Annotated in this window: 19 protein-coding genes and 2 pseudogenes; 10 read left to right on the forward strand and 11 right to left on the reverse strand. The window is 69.4% G+C overall.

All coding sequences use genetic code 11. The features are described 5' to 3' along the window. From ACFPZJ_RS37790 to istB, 5 genes and pseudogenes are all read left to right on the forward strand, one after another. Positions 1-117 (forward strand): annotated as a pseudogene (locus tag ACFPZJ_RS37790) (IS5/IS1182 family transposase); the annotation flags it as partial. A gap of 261 nt (positions 118-378) precedes the next feature. Then, positions 379-675: a hypothetical protein gene (locus tag ACFPZJ_RS39870; RefSeq protein ID WP_417801344.1), complete on the forward strand. Its 297-nt coding sequence runs from the start codon at positions 379-381 to the stop codon at positions 673-675. After that, positions 676-1116 carry a hypothetical protein gene (locus ACFPZJ_RS39875; protein WP_417801345.1) on the forward strand — a complete coding sequence of 147 codons (441 nt, stop codon included), beginning with the start codon at positions 676-678 and terminating at the stop codon, positions 1114-1116. It abuts the gene before it with no gap. 85 nt (positions 1117-1201) lie between these two features. Further along, the gene (locus ACFPZJ_RS39880; RefSeq protein WP_417801346.1) at positions 1202-1597 is read left to right on the forward strand and encodes a hypothetical protein; all 396 of its coding nucleotides are present in this window, start codon (positions 1202-1204) and stop codon (positions 1595-1597) included. Next, positions 1594-2391 (forward strand): annotated as a pseudogene (gene istB, locus ACFPZJ_RS37800) (IS21-like element helper ATPase IstB). The gene ACFPZJ_RS39880 and the pseudogene istB overlap by 4 nt, the downstream one beginning before the upstream one ends. A 39-nt stretch (positions 2392-2430) precedes the next feature. Here the strand turns inward: istB and ACFPZJ_RS37805 are convergent. Together ACFPZJ_RS37805 and ACFPZJ_RS37810 are read right to left on the reverse strand one after the other, a co-directional pair. Then, positions 2431-2637 (reverse strand): hypothetical protein, encoded by a 207-nt coding sequence (locus ACFPZJ_RS37805; protein ID WP_381031343.1) that lies wholly within the window; start codon positions 2635-2637, stop codon positions 2431-2433. 55 nt (positions 2638-2692) lie between these two features. Further along, the gene (locus ACFPZJ_RS37810) at positions 2693-3589 is read right to left on the reverse strand and encodes an EamA family transporter (protein WP_381031345.1); all 897 of its coding nucleotides are present in this window, start codon (positions 3587-3589) and stop codon (positions 2693-2695) included. 127 nt (positions 3590-3716) lie between these two features. Here ACFPZJ_RS37810 and ACFPZJ_RS37815 point away from each other — a divergent pair, with 127 nt between their 5' ends. Then, the gene (locus ACFPZJ_RS37815; RefSeq protein WP_381031346.1) at positions 3717-4274 is read left to right on the forward strand and encodes a CGNR zinc finger domain-containing protein; all 558 of its coding nucleotides are present in this window, start codon (positions 3717-3719) and stop codon (positions 4272-4274) included. 573 nt (positions 4275-4847) lie between these two features. On the opposite strand, the gene ACFPZJ_RS37820 is transcribed toward ACFPZJ_RS37815, so the two are convergent. The 3 genes from ACFPZJ_RS37820 to ACFPZJ_RS37830 form a co-directional block, all read right to left on the reverse strand. Next, positions 4848-5906, reverse strand: a complete 1059-nt coding sequence (locus tag ACFPZJ_RS37820; RefSeq protein ID WP_381031348.1) for a terpene synthase family protein — start codon at positions 5904-5906, stop codon at positions 4848-4850. 36 nt (positions 5907-5942) lie between these two features. Beyond that, positions 5943-7229, reverse strand: coding sequence for a cytochrome P450 (locus ACFPZJ_RS37825; protein WP_381031416.1), 1287 nt, complete (start codon positions 7227-7229; stop codon positions 5943-5945). Positions 7230-7452: 223 nt separating this feature from the next. Beyond that, the gene (locus ACFPZJ_RS37830; protein WP_381031350.1) at positions 7453-8358 is read right to left on the reverse strand and encodes a polyprenyl synthetase family protein; all 906 of its coding nucleotides are present in this window, start codon (positions 8356-8358) and stop codon (positions 7453-7455) included. Between the two features lie 593 nt (positions 8359-8951). Between ACFPZJ_RS37830 and ACFPZJ_RS37835 the strand changes: the two genes are divergently transcribed. Next, entirely contained in the window at positions 8952-9314 is a 363-nt protein-coding gene (locus ACFPZJ_RS37835) for a hypothetical protein (RefSeq protein WP_381031351.1), read from the forward strand. Between the two features lie 58 nt (positions 9315-9372). Here the strand turns inward: ACFPZJ_RS37835 and ACFPZJ_RS37840 are convergent, their stop codons facing one another. The 3 genes from ACFPZJ_RS37840 to ACFPZJ_RS37850 form a co-directional block, all read right to left on the reverse strand. Further along, positions 9373-9762, reverse strand: coding sequence for a transposase family protein (locus tag ACFPZJ_RS37840; protein ID WP_381031418.1), 390 nt, complete (start codon positions 9760-9762; stop codon positions 9373-9375). Beyond that, entirely contained in the window at positions 9759-10154 is a 396-nt protein-coding gene (locus tag ACFPZJ_RS37845; RefSeq protein ID WP_381031420.1) for a hypothetical protein, read from the reverse strand. Before ACFPZJ_RS37845 ends, ACFPZJ_RS37840 begins: the two co-directional genes overlap by 4 nt. 122 nt (positions 10155-10276) lie before the next feature. Continuing rightward, positions 10277-10642: a hypothetical protein gene (locus ACFPZJ_RS37850; protein ID WP_381031353.1), complete on the reverse strand. Its 366-nt coding sequence runs from the start codon at positions 10640-10642 to the stop codon at positions 10277-10279. 215 nt (positions 10643-10857) lie between these two features. On the opposite strand from ACFPZJ_RS37850, the gene ACFPZJ_RS37855 reads away from it, so the two are divergent. Beyond that, positions 10858-10980, forward strand: a complete 123-nt coding sequence (locus tag ACFPZJ_RS37855; RefSeq protein ID WP_381031355.1) for a hypothetical protein — start codon at positions 10858-10860, stop codon at positions 10978-10980. Between the two features lie 759 nt (positions 10981-11739). On the opposite strand, the gene ACFPZJ_RS37860 is transcribed toward ACFPZJ_RS37855, so the two are convergent. Both ACFPZJ_RS37860 and ACFPZJ_RS37865 read right to left on the reverse strand, forming a co-directional pair. Then, positions 11740-12579: a hypothetical protein gene (locus ACFPZJ_RS37860; RefSeq protein WP_381031357.1), complete on the reverse strand. Its 840-nt coding sequence runs from the start codon at positions 12577-12579 to the stop codon at positions 11740-11742. An 84-nt stretch (positions 12580-12663) separates the two neighbouring features. Beyond that, positions 12664-13209, reverse strand: a complete 546-nt coding sequence (locus ACFPZJ_RS37865) for a hypothetical protein (protein ID WP_381031359.1) — start codon at positions 13207-13209, stop codon at positions 12664-12666. A gap of 192 nt (positions 13210-13401) precedes the next feature. Between ACFPZJ_RS37865 and ACFPZJ_RS37870 the strand changes: the two genes are divergently transcribed. Together ACFPZJ_RS37870 and ACFPZJ_RS37875 are read left to right on the forward strand one after the other, a co-directional pair. Next, positions 13402-14127, forward strand: a complete 726-nt coding sequence (locus tag ACFPZJ_RS37870) for a hypothetical protein (protein ID WP_381031361.1) — start codon at positions 13402-13404, stop codon at positions 14125-14127. Positions 14128-14233: 106 nt separating this feature from the next. Next, positions 14234-14755, forward strand: a complete 522-nt coding sequence (locus ACFPZJ_RS37875) for a hypothetical protein (RefSeq protein WP_381031363.1) — start codon at positions 14234-14236, stop codon at positions 14753-14755. 30 nt (positions 14756-14785) lie between these two features. On the opposite strand, the gene ACFPZJ_RS37880 is transcribed toward ACFPZJ_RS37875, so the two are convergent. Further along, entirely contained in the window at positions 14786-14911 is a 126-nt protein-coding gene (locus tag ACFPZJ_RS37880) for a hypothetical protein (protein ID WP_381031365.1), read from the reverse strand. Positions 14912-15034 lie beyond the last annotated feature (123 nt).

The raw sequence follows: 15034 nt of genomic DNA on the forward strand, positions 1-15034 counted from the left end.
TGGCTCCACGGCCCTCGCCGCTTACGGACCCGCTGGGAAACCCGAGACGACATGCACGACGCGTTCCTCCAGCTCGCCCACTGCATGACCCTCGCCCGCAAGATCCCAGCATTCTGAAAGGACCCCTAACGGGAGGCCTCGCGGGCCAGGCTGACTTCAGGCGTTGCCCGACACCCACGTCACCGCCACGAAACCCACCGGGTGGACAGCGGCGCCAGTCTCAGAGCGGGCCTGGCTTTATCGGTGAGTCGTGACACCGGTTGTCGATCGGCGTCGACATCGCCCGGTGTTGGCGGAGAGGGATATCGCTGAGTTTTGACACCACTTGGGTGCTTGCTGTGGGAGGCTTGGAGTGCTCTGCGTGGTGAGGGAGCGCCGGTGCCACCGAAGTCCAAGGTCGATCTGTACGCGGCGATCCGCCGTGATGTCCGAGCGGGGATGTCGAACCGAGCCCTGCAGCGAAAGTACGGGGTTGGCTTCCGGACGGTGAAGGCGGCTGTGGAGTCCGTCTGGCCGGAGCCGCGCAAGCAGCTGCCGCCCCGCAAGAAGCGGCTGGATGCGTTCAAGCCGGTGATCGACCAGATGCTGCGGGCGGATCTGGACGCGCCGCGCAAGCAGCGGCACACCGTTAAGCGGATCTTCGACGGGCTGTTGGACGAGCACGGTGCGGTGTAGGTGACCTATCCGATGGTGCGGGCTTATGTCGCTGTGCGCCGACCGCAGATACGGATCGAGGCGGGACGCGGGCCGCTGAACACGTTCATCCCGCAGACCCACCTGCCGGGGGCGGAAGCCGAGGTCGACTTCGGGGACGTGACGATCCGTCTGGCCGATGAGCAGGTCAAGGTGTTCCTGTTCGCGATGCGCCTGTCGTATTCGGGCAAGTCGGTGCACCGCGTCTTCGCCTCCTGCGGCCAGGAGGCGTTCTTCGAAGGCCACGTCCACGCTCTCAGCGTGCTGGGCGGCGTCCCCTGGGGCAAGGTGCGCTATGGCAACCTGCGGGCCGCGGTCGCCCGGGTGCTGGTCCTGTCGAGAGCACGGTTGGAGAACGAGCGGTGGACCGCGTTCCGTTCGCACTACGGCATCGAAAGCATGTACTGCCGCCCGGGACTCTAAGGAGCCCATGAGAAGGGCGGGGTGGAAGGCCAGATCGGCTGGTTCCGGAGAAACCACCTGGTCCCCGTCCCGGAAGTCGACTCCCTTGCTGAACTCAACGCGATGTCTTGCATGGTGGGCGGCAGCCTGCAAGGCCCACGGCGACCGGGACGGCACCCGGGCGCTGATCGAGGTCCTGCTGCTGGGCCGACATTTTCACCACGAGTACCTGGTGACCGGGCTGGCCGCCGCCCTGCGGGCCGGCGCACTGACCGCAGACGCGGTCGCGCTGGAGGTCCGCAAGGCCGCCGAGGCCGACGAAGCCACGCCCGCTACGGCGGATCCGGAGCCGGACCGGGCGAGTGTGACGTTCCTGACCGAACGGCGGCTGGCCCACCTGCCGCCCGACAACCGGCCGCTGCCGTCGGTCGCGGCCTACGACCAGTTGCTGAGACCGAGGCAGCGGCCGGAGCGGTCCGCCGTCGAGGCAGACAGGCCATGACGACGTTCAAACGCCAGCGCGGACTGACCGAACAGGCCGCCGACGCGGCTGTCGACCAGGCATGCCGCATGCTGCGGCTGCCCACCATCCGGGCCCAGTTCCCCGAGCTGGCCGAGGCAGCCGCCCGTGACCAGATGTCGTATCGCGGCTTCCTCGCCGAACTGCTGATGGCCGAATGCGACGACCGGGCCCGCCGCCGTTCGGAACGGCGGATCAAGGCCGCCCAGTTCCCACGCGAGAAATCACTGCGAGCCTTCGACTTCGAGGCGAACCCCAGCGTGGACCCGGCGGTCATCCACACCCTGGCGACCTGCGAGTGGGGCAAGAAGGGCATGCCGCTCTGCCTGATCGGCGACTCGGGCACCGGCAAGTCGCATCTGCTGATCGCGCTGGGTACCGAAGCCGCGATGGCCGGCTACCGGGTCCGCTACACACTCGCCACGAAACTCGTCAACGAACTGGTCGAGGCCGCGGACGAGAAAGTACTGACCAAGACCATCGCCTGATACGGCCGAGTCGATCTTCTCTGCATTGATGAGCTGGGCTATATGGAGCTGGACCGCCGGGGTGCTGAGCTGCTGTTCCAGGTTCTGACGGAACGCGAGGAGAAGAACAGCGTCGCCTCGAACGAGAGTTTCAGCGGCTGGACCAAGACCTTCGCCGATCCCCGGCTTTGCGCGGCCATCGTCGACCGGCTCACCTTCGGCGGCAACCTGATCCAGACCGGCACCGACTCCTACCGCCTCGCCCTCACCCAAGCGAGGGCCGCCGCTCAGGGCACTACCGCGGGCTGACCCGTATGCCTCGCCCTACTGGTGGGGCTTCAGCAAGGGCTACCGGCGGTCGACGGAGAGGCTCTTGATCATCTCGCCGTTGACCAGGATGACGAGACAGCCGCAGCCGCCGACGCAGTATTCGACCTCACCTTCAGAAGTGCGGTGGTGGGACCTCAGCGTCCACAACTGCGTTTCCGCCGGAGTCGGCGCGTGGCAGACGGGGCAGCGGTCGTCCGACGGCGTGACCGCGGATGCGGGAGTCATGCCACCAACATGGCGTCACTGTCTAAGGCACTTCAACCATTACATTGGGCGGGGCTCACGCGGGACGAGCGCCGGTGCGATTGGGAGGTCCGACACGCTGAGCGGCGCGGCGCACCGACCAGGCGCCGGCTAGGACTACCAGCGTTATGGCACACAGTTGACGTGCTGTGAGCTGCTCGTGCAGCAAGACGAAACCGACCCCCGCCGCGACGGCGGGGCTCAGTGCGAGCAGCACTCCGAAGGCGCGCACATCAATGCGCCGCAGGACCGTCATATCCAGCGAGTACGGGATCAGGGAGGAGAAGAGGGCCACCATGAGCCCGGTGCCGAGGACGGCAGGGTGGGCCGCCACCGTGCCACCGTCTGTGACGGCGGTGATCGGAGTCAGCACGCAGGAGCCGCAGGCCGGCGCCAGGGTCAGGCCCGTCCAGTCGGGCAACAGGCGCCCGACTTGCTGACTCAGGACCACATACCTGGCCCGGCACAGCGCGGCGGCGCCCCCCAGCAGCAGCCCGGCGGCGGAGAGCGAGGCTCCCGGGGTGGCCAGCAGGAGTACACCCGCAAGCGCCAGCAACGCCACCGCGAGGTGCTCAAGCCGACGGGACAGAACGATCGACAAGGTGAGCGGCCCGAGCAGCTCCAAGGTTGCGGCCACCCCGATCGGCAGGCGGCTGATGGCCTGGAAGTACGCCAAGTTCATGGCCGCGAAAACCAGACCAAGTGAGATCGCCGCCCGCCACTGCACAGCCGTGACCTCCCGCAGTCGCGGCCGGACCAGTACCCACAGGATCGCGGCCGAGAAAAACAACCGCATACCGGCCAGCGCCGTGGGACCGACTGTCCCATAGGCATCCTTGGCCACGGCCGAACCCGCTTGAAGGCTGACGATCTGAGCCAGCATCAACGCCGGAGCCGTCGCGGCGCCCTGCCACGGTGCGCGGGGGATCTTCACCGTCGTGCTCCTCCGGGTCCTCTCCGGGGTCAGCGCTGCCAGGCTCTGCCTGACGGCCGTGCTGGCCACCCGGCCTGCCGCCGCGCACCACTACGGCTCGGACGCCATACGATGATGTAATCGCCTTATGCATTTCAACCATTACGGCGGGGAGACCGCCCGGCTGGCCGCGGACCTGGTCAACCTGACCGCGCCGCCACCGCCCGAGCACCTGGAACCACTACTCGCCACGCACGGCGTGGTGCACCGCGCACTCACCGCCGTGCAGGCCGAGACGATCTGGACATGGAGCCGGCGCCTGGCCGCGTGCTTCGGGCGGCAGGATCTCGAAGAGCGGTGCCAGGCAGTCAATGCACTTCTCGCCGACGCCTCCAGCAGCCCCCGGATCTCCCTGCACGACGGCCGGCCCCATCTGCACTACAGCGCCACTGGCGCCGACGCAGCCGCGCACGTCAGAGCCGTCACCGCAGCCGGACTCGCCTACGTCGTGTGTTCCGCCGGTGCCGAGCGGCTGGGGCGCTGCGCGCGCCACGACTGCGGTCTGGCATTCGTCGACACCTCCCGCAACGGCCGACGCGTCTACTGCTCCGTGCGCTGCGCCAACAACGATGCCGTGGCGCGTCACCGCGAGCGGCTCCACGGTGACACGCGGCCGTCAACTACACGAAAGACCCGGCGAACGTGACTGTCCGGGACGCCGCCATTTCACTTCCCACGGCAACGGCGCCGCTGGCCTCACCCACCGACAACACCTCCCTTCCCAGAGCGGCAACATTTCACGGTCCGGTGATCGACAAGCGCTGCCCGAAGTCGTCGACAACCGGTGTCGGCCCTCACCTCCAAGGCCACGGGCTCAAGGGCCGGAGAGGGCCAAGGCGTACCGCTGTCCGTCGCAAGCCGCTCGCTGCCCTCTTGCGGGCGCCGGTTCGAGCCGCTTACACCCTGGATTAGGGGAAACGCGGAACGTGGGGACGGCGGCGCGCACATCGACAAGGGGTGCGTGGTCGGGCCGACCATGGTGGACAAGGGGGCCGGGTTTGGCCCTTGCAGCCTGATTTGTGCATGCGCGCGATAGTTGGCGAGTCGGCCGCGTGTCACTGCTGGTCGGCGGAGCATGTTGCATCGTGGTTGGCGAGTTTGTTGCTTGGCAGTCGGCGAGTCGGGGTGTGAGTGTCCTCCCGGTGCCCTGGTCCTTGGTGGGAGCCAACACGTGACGGGTCGAGGATGCCGGTGTCCGGCGTTTCCCTGCCATCTGTGACTACCTGTCGGCGCGCCCGCTGCTTCCGGGGAGGGCGGCGTCAGCTGGCTGGATGATCTCGTCGGGTGTCGTCCAGTCGGCCTGTGCGGTACGGGCATAGCGCGGGGAGTGGGTGGTCCACTCGATCAGGCCGGTGTTGAAGTCGTTCAGGGCGTTCAGGTAGGCGCGGATGGGTGGCTGGCGGCCGAGCTCGGTGTGCAGCAGTTGGTGGTGGGCGTGGTCGTAAGCGTCCATGGCCTGCTCGTACAGGCGTAGCGCGTCGGGCAGGGCCTCGGCGAAGGTGCACTGCCGCTCGGCCGCCAGGACCGTGAGCAGGTTTTCCGTTTCGCCATCGGCGAGTTCCTTGGGAGCGGACAGCAGGTCTTGGACGAGGATGGTGCGCTCCACGTCCAGGGCGTGCAGGCGCTTTGTCAACGAGTGGGCCAGAGCGGCGGGGGACAGGTCCAGACCCAGGCTCATCTCGGTGAGCAGGTGGTCGACGCGCTGGGCGATGGTGGTGCGGCGGGTGGCCAGGTACGCATCGAGGCCGGCGGGTGGGCTGTCGTTGGCGGTGGTCTGGAGCCAGGTGAGGCATCCGGTGAGGTAGGTGGCGATGGCGTCGGCGAGACGGTCCATGAACCGGTCCGTTCGGTGAGTGGCGATGCGCTGCCACAGGTTGATGAAGACCGGTGCCCAGCGGGGGTCGGAGTCGGCGTGGGGGGTGAAGTGGTGGCGGGCGTCGTTCAGGAAGGAGCGGGCGGCGGCGAGGGCCCGCGGGTGGGGTGCAGAGTCGATCTCGTGGTCGCGGGCCATCACGGCGGCTGCCAGACGGGCGAGGTCGGCCAGGGTGCGCCGGTCGGCGGAAGGCCAGCAGACCGCGGCTAAGTAGGCGTGGTTGGTGCGGCGGTACGCCTGCTGCTGCGGGGTCGGGAGTCCGAAGGACAGGAACCAGGTGTCGACTTCGTCGGCGAGGGCGGCGTCGTAGTGGGCGCTGCGACGCAGCGGGTAACGCCGTCGCAGCGGGGGTATCGTCAGGGCCGGGACGGGAGCAGCGGTATGGCTCGTGGGGCTGCTGTCCATGTGCGGGCCTTTCTGCTCGGGTGTGCGGCGGGCCTGTCAGGGGCGGGCCTCGAGTCGAAGGTGCAGACGGCGGGGTACAAGCGTGGCGCGGAGGGCCGGGCGGACCCGCTGCCCGGGAACGGGGTGCAGGCGCCAGCGGGCCGCGATGGAGGCAAGGACCAGGGTGGACTGCAGGAGGGTGAAGGTCTCGCCGATGCACTTGCGCGGGCCCGCGCCGAAGGGCACGTAGGCGTATGGCGGGATGTCCGCGGCGCGTTCCGGTGTCCACCGGCCGGGGTCGAACCGCTCGGGCTCCGGGAACAGGTCGGGGCGGTGGTGCAGCAGGTAGGGGCTGAAGGCCAGGACGGAACCGGCTGGCAGGATGCGTCCGGCGAGGTGGGTGTGGGCCGTGACCTTGCGCGTGAAGATCCAACCGGGTGGGTAAAGGCGCATCGTCTCGGTGACGAACCGGCGGGTCAGGCCAAGGTGGGGCCAGTCCTGCCAGGTTGCGGTGCGGCCGCCGAGGACGTCGTCGGCCTCCTGATGCACCTGGTCGGCGAGGTCCGGGTGTTGGGTGAGCATGTGCAGGGCCCAGGCCAGTCCGCTGGTGATGCTGGTGACGCCGCTGACGAAGAAGGTGACCACCTGGTCGGTGATCTCTCGTGGGGACAGGCCGTCCGGGCCGTCACTGGCGGCCAGCAGGGTGGACAGCAGGTCGCCGTGATCGGTGCCGGGCCCGTCGCAGGCGCGGGTGACGATGTCGTCGACGGTGCGGTGCAGCCGGGCGCGGGCCTGGTCGTAGCGGCGGTTGGCGGGCAGGGGAAGCCGGTCCAGGCCGTTCGGGGTCAGCAGCCGGCGGTAGATGCCGCTCATCGCGATCTGTACGCTACGGCGGGTTGCGGCCACTTGGCGGGGATCGATCCGGGTGGAGAACATCGTCGTGGTTGCCACGCCGGCGGCGATCGCGTGCGTCTGCCCGGGCACGTCGATGACCTGCCCGTCCTGCCACCCGTCGATCACGTCGGCGATCTGCCGGGCCATCAAGTCCGCGTATCCGGGCAGCCGTGAGGGGTGGAAGGCCGGCTGGACCAGGCGGCGCAGCCGCCGGTGAACCTCGTGCGGGCAGGTGGCCAGACCGTCGCCGAGCACCTCACGCGCCTTGTCGAACAGCGGACCGCCCTTGTCGTAGCGGCGATCATCGACCAGGACCTGGTGCAGCAAGGCAGGGTCGCACAGCGTGTGCACCGCCTGAGGGCCGATCATCACCGTCACCAGATCGCCATGCGCGGGCAGCGTCCGGAGGAACGCCCAGGGATCGGCCACCATTCGCGGCAGGTGTCCCAGGCCCGGTAGCCCGCCAGGTGCTCGACCTGCACGAAAGGTCCGGACGGGCCCGGCACGCCCACCACGTGGCGGCCGCCTGTCCCCGTGCTGTGGGGTGGACGCCGGTGACACTGCCTTCGTCGGCCCTTGTGCCTGCTCCTGCGGAGCCTGGTCCGGCCGGTCGTTTGCCGTCATGCTCGCCCCCTCATCTCCCCCGCGCCCGCTGGCAACTGTCGGGTACGGCTCAGCACTGGCGGCGGATCATCCCCTCGGCCAGCTCGGCCAGTTCCGCCCTCGCCCGTGCAGGCAGCTGGATCTCATCCAGGCATCCAAGTCCTTGACGGATTTGCGCAGCGGCTTCCCGCTCGGCCGTGGCCCGGCCGTCCGCCTCCTCCACCGCCCGCGCCAGCTCAGCCACCCGCCCAGGCGACCAGGCGCCCGGGCACGCGTACAGCTCCCGGGTGCGGCGGGCCGCCGGGCCGTCACCGCCCAGGGCAGCTACCAAGGGATACGTCTTCTTTCCTCGGATCACGTCCCCGCCCGACGGTTTGCCCGTTCGCTGCGGGTCCCCCCACAGCCCCAGCACGTCATCGACACACTGGAAGGCGGTCCCGGCCCGCCGTCCGAACTGCTCCAGAGCCGCTACGGTCGCATCGGGTGCTCCGGCAAGCACGGCGCCCAAGGCGCAGGCAGCACCGATCAAAGACCCGGACTTGGCCTCCACCATGACCAGGTACTCCTCACGCGTCACCCGGTCGCGCTGTTCGAAGGCCATGTCCATGCTCTGACCCCGCATCAGGCCGTCCAAGGTCTCGGCGAGCACCGACACCGCCCGCTGAGAGCCGGTCTGCTCAAGCACCCGGACCGCCTGCGCCAGCAGGGCATCCCCGGTCAGCAAGGCCGCCGCCACGCCGAACCGCACCCAGGCCGCCGGACGATGACGACGCAGCCGGTCACCGTCCATGATGTCGTCATGCAGCAGTGAGAAGCCGTGCACCAGCTCCACCGCCACAGCCCCGGGCACCGCTGACCTCTCGCACCCGCCCACCGCCCGGGCACAGGCCAGCACCAGCGCACCCCTGGTGCCCTTACCGCCCTGCGCCTCCCCGGCCTGCCACGACGGACCGACCGCCAGGTGATACTCGGCCACCGGCCGGATCCCCTCCGGCAAGGCACCAATCAGATCCCCAAGGGCTTGTCGCACCAGGGTCGTCCCAGTCGGCGTCCCGGTCCCAGACTGTAAGCAAGCTGCGGTGCTCGACTCCGATGCCAACTCGCTGTGCCGCATACTCACCCGCCAGCAGTCACGTCCAACGCCTTTGCCGTGCACCTTCCCCCTGTACTGAGCGGTCTGCCGGCGCACGAGAAGCAGTGGGAGCGCATTGCGCGTGGGCCCAGCACTGGCGTACCTCACAGGAGTGACCCAGGTGCCTGAAGGGACCGCATCCCCGCATACCTGGCCACTGTCCGCCAGCTACTGAGCGAATCCGCCAGCTATCGAGCAACGTCACACGATTTATCCCGCCCGGACGGGGAGGGAGGGTTCTCCGTCCTCTGTCCACAGGCTCACGGGCGGACCCTGCTGGGACATCGCCGTGATCGGCACGGCGTCCGTACGTCAGGAGCTGCCCATGTCCCCCATCGTTCCCTCGCTTCCCCCGGCACCTGGTCCAGCTCGGCTTCGACTACATCCTGGCGGTTGAGGCCGGAGACGACGTCCAGGCCGCGCGGCTCGCACCCGAGGTGGAACAGCTTCCCGGGCTGCTGCCGGGCATCGCGGAACTGATCGTCTTCCCCGTGACCGCGTTGTCCGACGACACCGACCCTTGCGCTGACTCCTTCGTCCTGGACGAGGTCGGCGTCATCTCCCTGATGGCGATCAGGGAGTGGGCCACGCATGCCCCCGCGGCTGCCGCGCCGGGGATCGCCCGCACCATCGCGCACTTCGTCGGCCAGGTCCTCGCCGATGCACCGACGGACGTCGTCCGGGCTCTGCAGGCGCTGCGCGATGAACAGGTGGAGCGGGCCCGTGCGGTGGTGGAGACCGTGGTGGCTCTGCACCGAGCCTCCGCCAACCTGAAGACACAGGTCGAAGGGCTGGCGTGACCGCTCCTCTGGGTGCTAACGCTGGTCGCGGGCGGCAGTCCGCTGAGTAGATCGTCTGTCAGCGGTTGACTTCGAGGTTCGTCAGAATGAGCAGGGCTGGTAGAAGACCCGTTGCGCGAGCGGGATCGGTGCGGAGCTTGGTGAGTATTCGCCAGTTCTTGAGGTGGGCGAAGCCGTGTTCGACCGGCGCGCGTCCGACGGCGAGGACTCGGTTGGCGGTTTTTGCGGCGGAGGTGAGCTTGTGGGTGCGGCTGGCGTGAAAGCCGGTGACGATCACGGGGTTGCGTACGTCGTTGTCCAGGCCGCGGAATCCGAGGTCCGCGAGCGCCCCGAGGCCGGCGGCGCGTAGGTGGGCCAGGATGTGGTCGTGGCGGGCGGCGCTGTCGTCGTGGGTACGGCCGGGTCTGGCGGCTGATATCCAGATCAGGCGGCCTCTCTCGTCGGTCAGGGCGAGGAGTGTAGGCCGTGATGGGGGTGCTTTCCGGAGTAGTTGCGCCGGTCGGCCTTTCCGGTGCGGCGCTGGGTGGGGATGAGGGTGCCGTCGATCAGGACCACCTCCCCGCCCTGCTTGGCGACCTTCTTCAAGGCCCGGTCCAGGCGCGGGTCCTGGGCAGCGAGCAGGGTGATCAGCTCGTCGCGCCAGCGGCGGACGGTGGACTCGGAGACGTTGTTCCCGCCGGCCATGTCGGCCAGGCGCTGGTCGTGACGCAGCACGGCCAGCACGATCACCGCGATCTTCCCGGGCGGCAGGATCCGCCACCGGGACCGTATCGCCTTCAGGTGGCGACGCAGGAGATCTGCGAGGTGCTTGACGGTGCGCGTGACAGCGGCAGACGGCACTGGTAAACAAGCGGGCAGGTGTCCTCGGCGCGTTCCTTGGTTTTCATGACACAAATGCAACGGCGGCCGGAGGCACCGTGGTTACGCCTACGGCGCACCACTGGGGGCGATAGCGTCCCCGGTCAGAGGCGGGTGGTGAAGCGGCCGTCGGGCAGTTTGCGCAGCCAGCCGCGATCGACGAGTCTGACCAGTCTCCCGCGCAGCGGCTCCAGCTTGGCCCGCACGGTGACGTCGACTCCCAGCATCTCGCCGACCTGGCGGGCCATGACCGGTCCGGCGGCCTGTCGCACGGCAGCGAGGATGCGCTGGTAGTCCGGCGGGAGCACGGTCTCCTCCGCGTCCGGAGTGCGGTGCGGGATCAGCATCACCGCACGGCCGCCCACCTGCCCCGGCGCCGGGGCGGCCGAGGCGCGTTCGTCGGCGAGCTGCTCGCTCACCCGCTCAAGGACGCGTTCGGCGACGGCGAGTTCGTCCCGCTCGGCCCGCACCTCCTCCAACTGCTTGGCCAGCTGTTCTTCGAGTCGTCCAGTTCCGCACGGCGCGCGGTGATCCGTTCCAGCAGTTCGGGATCCAGCATGCGTCGGATCGTAGAAGGCCGTCCGACCCTCACGTGAAGGAACCAGCGAACCGACCGCGGCCGGGGTCGAACGTGGACAGCGAGCCGGCCGGCTGCCCACCAGATGACCACGACTGTGGAGGTTCCATGCCCCGCACGCCTCAGACGCGCCACGAGCGCCTGACCCTGACCGGCGCCGCTCTCAGTGGTGCTGTCTCCGGAACCGTCCGGGCCGTCATCACCTGGCTTCTGGAGCAGCTCTCCCCGTAACCCACCCGGGCCACGGAGGAAACACTGTGCCCGGGCTGTACGGCGCGCGGCCCCGGCACGACACGAAAAGCGTGCCTCATGTGCCTGACCCTGGTGTCGCAAGGTGACCTGGGCAAACGGAATCGTGGGTGCTGGCGAGGCCTACCGCCGTTGGTGCGGCGGTCCCCCGAACGGGGTACCGCGGAGGCATCTCGCGGCAGGGCGACGTACGGTCCAAGTGCCCGGCTCGGACAGGACGGCCGCGGCCTGCGGTCCCGCGCTTCCTTCGCACGTTGCGCGGGACCGCTCCTGGACGTGGAGCGACCTACACGCGACCCAGTGGGCTCCTTACAGGCGGCACGTGTTCGAACGGAGGGAAAGTTCAGTCAAGCGCCGCGTGCGCGCCCCAGGAAGAGGGAAGGATGGACTCCTCCGTAGTCCCGCGTAGTCCAGGGACGGGGTGACGGAATGACGCGCACACCGCACGCTCAGCACCTCGCGCACCTGATCCGCGCGGCCTGCCGGGAACGCGGCTGGGGCCCCAGCCAGCTGGCGCGCGCCGTGGGCCAGGCCGAGGGCAGCGGTCCTGGCCGATTACAGCGCCAATACGCGCGCAAATGGATGACCGGCGAGCGTACGCCCGACTACTGGTGGCCCTACGTCGCGCACGTTCTCCAACTCGATCCCGACGCCAAATCCATCCCTCAACCACCCGCGTGCGCACCGGCCCACGCCGATACCGTGGCCTCAGTCATCGAGCTGGGAAGGCCCGTCGGCGGCTCAGTCCAAGCGGGAGAAGTCGAGATCCACCAGGATTTCCTTGAGGTCTACCTTCTCGTCGCGGCAGAAGCCTCGAAGCTCGTCCCACATTTCGGGGACGCCCTCCAGAGCGCCACCGAGCAGGGACAGTTGTCCGCGGTCCTCGTCGTACTCCTCGGCGTGGAGGTAGACCATCTCCGCCTTCTGGAGTTCGCGTACGACGCTGAGCAGCGTCGTACGGTCCGTCGAGAAGCGCCTCAGCACCAGTTCGAAGTCCGTGGTCTCCTCGTGCACCACGAGGGCGAGGACCTGTCGGGCCATCCGCGTAAGACCGCCGACACGCCCCGCGAAGCGGTTGACCAGCTCAAGGACGTCCTGTTCGTCCTCCGGATCCTGGTTGGCATCCTCCCAGGCGAAGAAGCGGCGCATCGTGGTGGCGGGCCGGACCAGGGAGCCGTTGACCGTGTCCCGGAACTCGGCTTCGATGTCGTCGACCGTGTACCGGTACTTGGCCTCGTGCTTCTGTTTGACCGCCCGCAGGTACTCGACGGTGTAGTCGTGCCGGGTGACGCTGCTGTCGATCAGGTCGTGGTGCACCCCGCACAGCAGCATCAGGTTGTCGAAGTCACGCAGCTGATCGACGTCCTTGCCGTCCCACGCCTCGTGACGGGCACTGCCGGGCTCGGCGCCGATAATGTGGGCGATCTTGCCGACCCAGGCACCCTCCTCCGTGACCAGCCGCGTTGAGCAGTGCGGGTCGCCCCAGGCGCATTCGTTGCCGGAGAACGCCCACAGCCGGCGCGCAACGCCGGACAGCGGCTCCTTGCGGTTCTTCTCGGAGCCGTTCGTCCGCTTGGCCACAGCCCGCCCTTCCTTCTCCCCGACGACGACGCGCAGCGTAGTCCAGCTGGTTGAGGTGCGGCGGGCGTGCTGCGTGTCCGGCTGCTACCAGCGCAGGGTCGGCCGAGGGCGGGGGGCGAGTTCGGCCTGCTCGGCGACGGCGACGAGGCGCTCGGCGGTCTCGTGGCCGACCGCGTCGACGAGGCAGTCGATGTTCGAGGCAATCAGGAGCCAGGAGCGCCGCGGCAGCAGGCTCAGGCGGGCGACGGCATCCGCGAGTGCTCCGGTCTCCAGGGCCATCATGGCCTGGACGTCGGCGGGGGCCGGCTTCAGCGGCACCTTCGCCTCGCGCACCAGGTCGACGGAGGGGGTCAGGTCGTCGATGACCGTGACGGCGGTGGTGTTCTCGATCAAGCTGGGCTCGTAGCTGCGCCCGAGATCGTGGGCCTGGTGGACGGTGATGTTCTCCTCGCGGTAGCCGGCGGCGAGGAGACGGCGCAGCCCGGCGTAAGCGGCGTGGGACTCGCCGGACCAGTGCGGTCCCAGGAGGAGCAGGCGGGCAGTGTCGCCAGCCAGGATGGTGGAGCACCACTGGGCGATGGCGGGGTGGTCGGTCTCAGCATCGCTGAAGAGCGGGGGTACGACGGGCATCGGCACAGCGTATGCGGCCGTGTAGCTGGCGGTTGTGCTGGGTCTGTTGGCGGGCGTTGCTGGTTGGCGTGGGGTGCGTGGCAGGTCTGTTTTGGTGTGGGTGAACTTCGGGCGTTGCCACCCGCGTCCGTGTCGTGGGCGGGATGATGTGGCACGTGCGGGGCCGCGGCGGCTGCGGGAGTGGGGTCAAGGGTGAGCAGTTGGGGGAAGCAGCAGGACCGGCTGGTGGTGCGAGCCGTCGACGTGCTGTCGGGAGTGCTGAGCGGCGCGGCGCCGGAGCCGGCTCGCCGTGTCGTCGCCTCCCGGGCGCTGCTGGCCGTCGAGGAGTGGCTGTTCCCGCTGCACGAGGAACTGGTAGTGGCGGAGAACGCGGACGCGGCAGCTCAGGGGCCTACCGATGAGCAGTGGATGGACGACGCCGCGGTGCGCCGGTGGGTGACCGAGACGCTGGCCGAGCACGCCTCGTCCTACAACGAGCTCCATGAGGTGTGGGAAGACGATCCGGATCACTTCGAACCCCGTGGGGAGCACCCGGTGTGGGTGCTGCTGGAGATGTCCCCTTTCGCGCGGCGTCTGCGGCTGTTGCAGGAGGCGGCCGCGAGGACCGCGGTCGGCCTGGGGGGCGACGTCGGCGTCGGCGCGCACCAGATCGGGCACTGGACGGCGGGCCGCTCCCGGCCCGGAATCGTGAGCGGGAGGCGCTGGCGGGGGCGCTGGGTGTCCATCCGGCGTGGCTGCACGCTTCGCGCGACGAGCAGCCCGATGTGCAGCTCTACCGGTTCCCGTCCTGCCCGTGCGAGAAGTCGGCCGCCATGGCGCGCCTCGGGCTGGGCGAGGAGGAGCCGGACTGGTACGACAGCCCCGCCGAGCAGGATGCCGCCGTGCACTGGTGCGGCGGCTGCGGGCAGCCCTGGGTGAAGGACACGGCCGGGTGGCTGCTTCCGCTGCCTCCGGGGGAGGAGCCGATCCCCTCCGACGGGGACTCGGTCGACCTCGGCCATCCCCCCTCAGCCGCGGCCCCTCGGTGACGCTCGACGAGCCGTGGCCGCGGGCACTGTGGCAGCCTTCGGCCGGCAGGAAGGGCCGCGCCCGCACCGCCTACCGGGTCCCCGAACTGCTCACCCGGGAGCCGCGGGCCCTGCCCGTATGGCCGGATGTCGCGCCCGTCACCGTGCCGGAGCCGGTGTGGGGTGCCGGTTCGGCGGAGCGGCTTGCCGCGAACGCGACGTGGTGCCGCACCTGCCGGGCCCTGGTCGACGCGCCTGAGGGGGCGGCTGGCGGCCCGTGGGTTCTGCTGCACCGCAGCGAGCCGGAACGCGGGCTGAGCACCTGGACCTACCCCACCGAGAAAGACGCTCTGCACCACGGCGCCCATCTGGCCATGACGTACCTGCAGCTGGACGACGGTCCCCTCGACCGCGTGGCGCTGGACCTCTTTACCGGTCAGGCGCACGCCCAGGTCATCGCCCGCTTCCTCGAACTGCACCCGGAGACGACCCAGTTCGAGGTCGCCGAACTCGTCCCGCTGCGCGCCGACGAGTTCTGAGCGCCGACGTTCTCGCGCCGGGTCGGGCGGTCAGGCGTCAGCCGTCGTCAGCCAGGCGATCCACGCGCCGTCCTGGGCCCGGCCCAGGTGAAGGTCCGGCGTGTGATCGGCCATGCGGGCGCAGATCCGGCCGTAGGCGCCGTGGCGGGGGGGCACAGCAGGTCCAGTTCCGCGGGGGTGAGGACCGCGAGGTTGTCGGAAAGGCCCTGGCCAGTCGCGTGTTCCCGCCCGCGAGCACCCCTTCGCATCGGCCATCTCGCCAAACGACTGATCGGTGGC

This window comes from Streptomyces bullii, assembly GCF_042657145.1.
Lineage (GTDB): Bacteria > Actinomycetota > Actinomycetes > Streptomycetales > Streptomycetaceae > Streptomyces > Streptomyces bullii.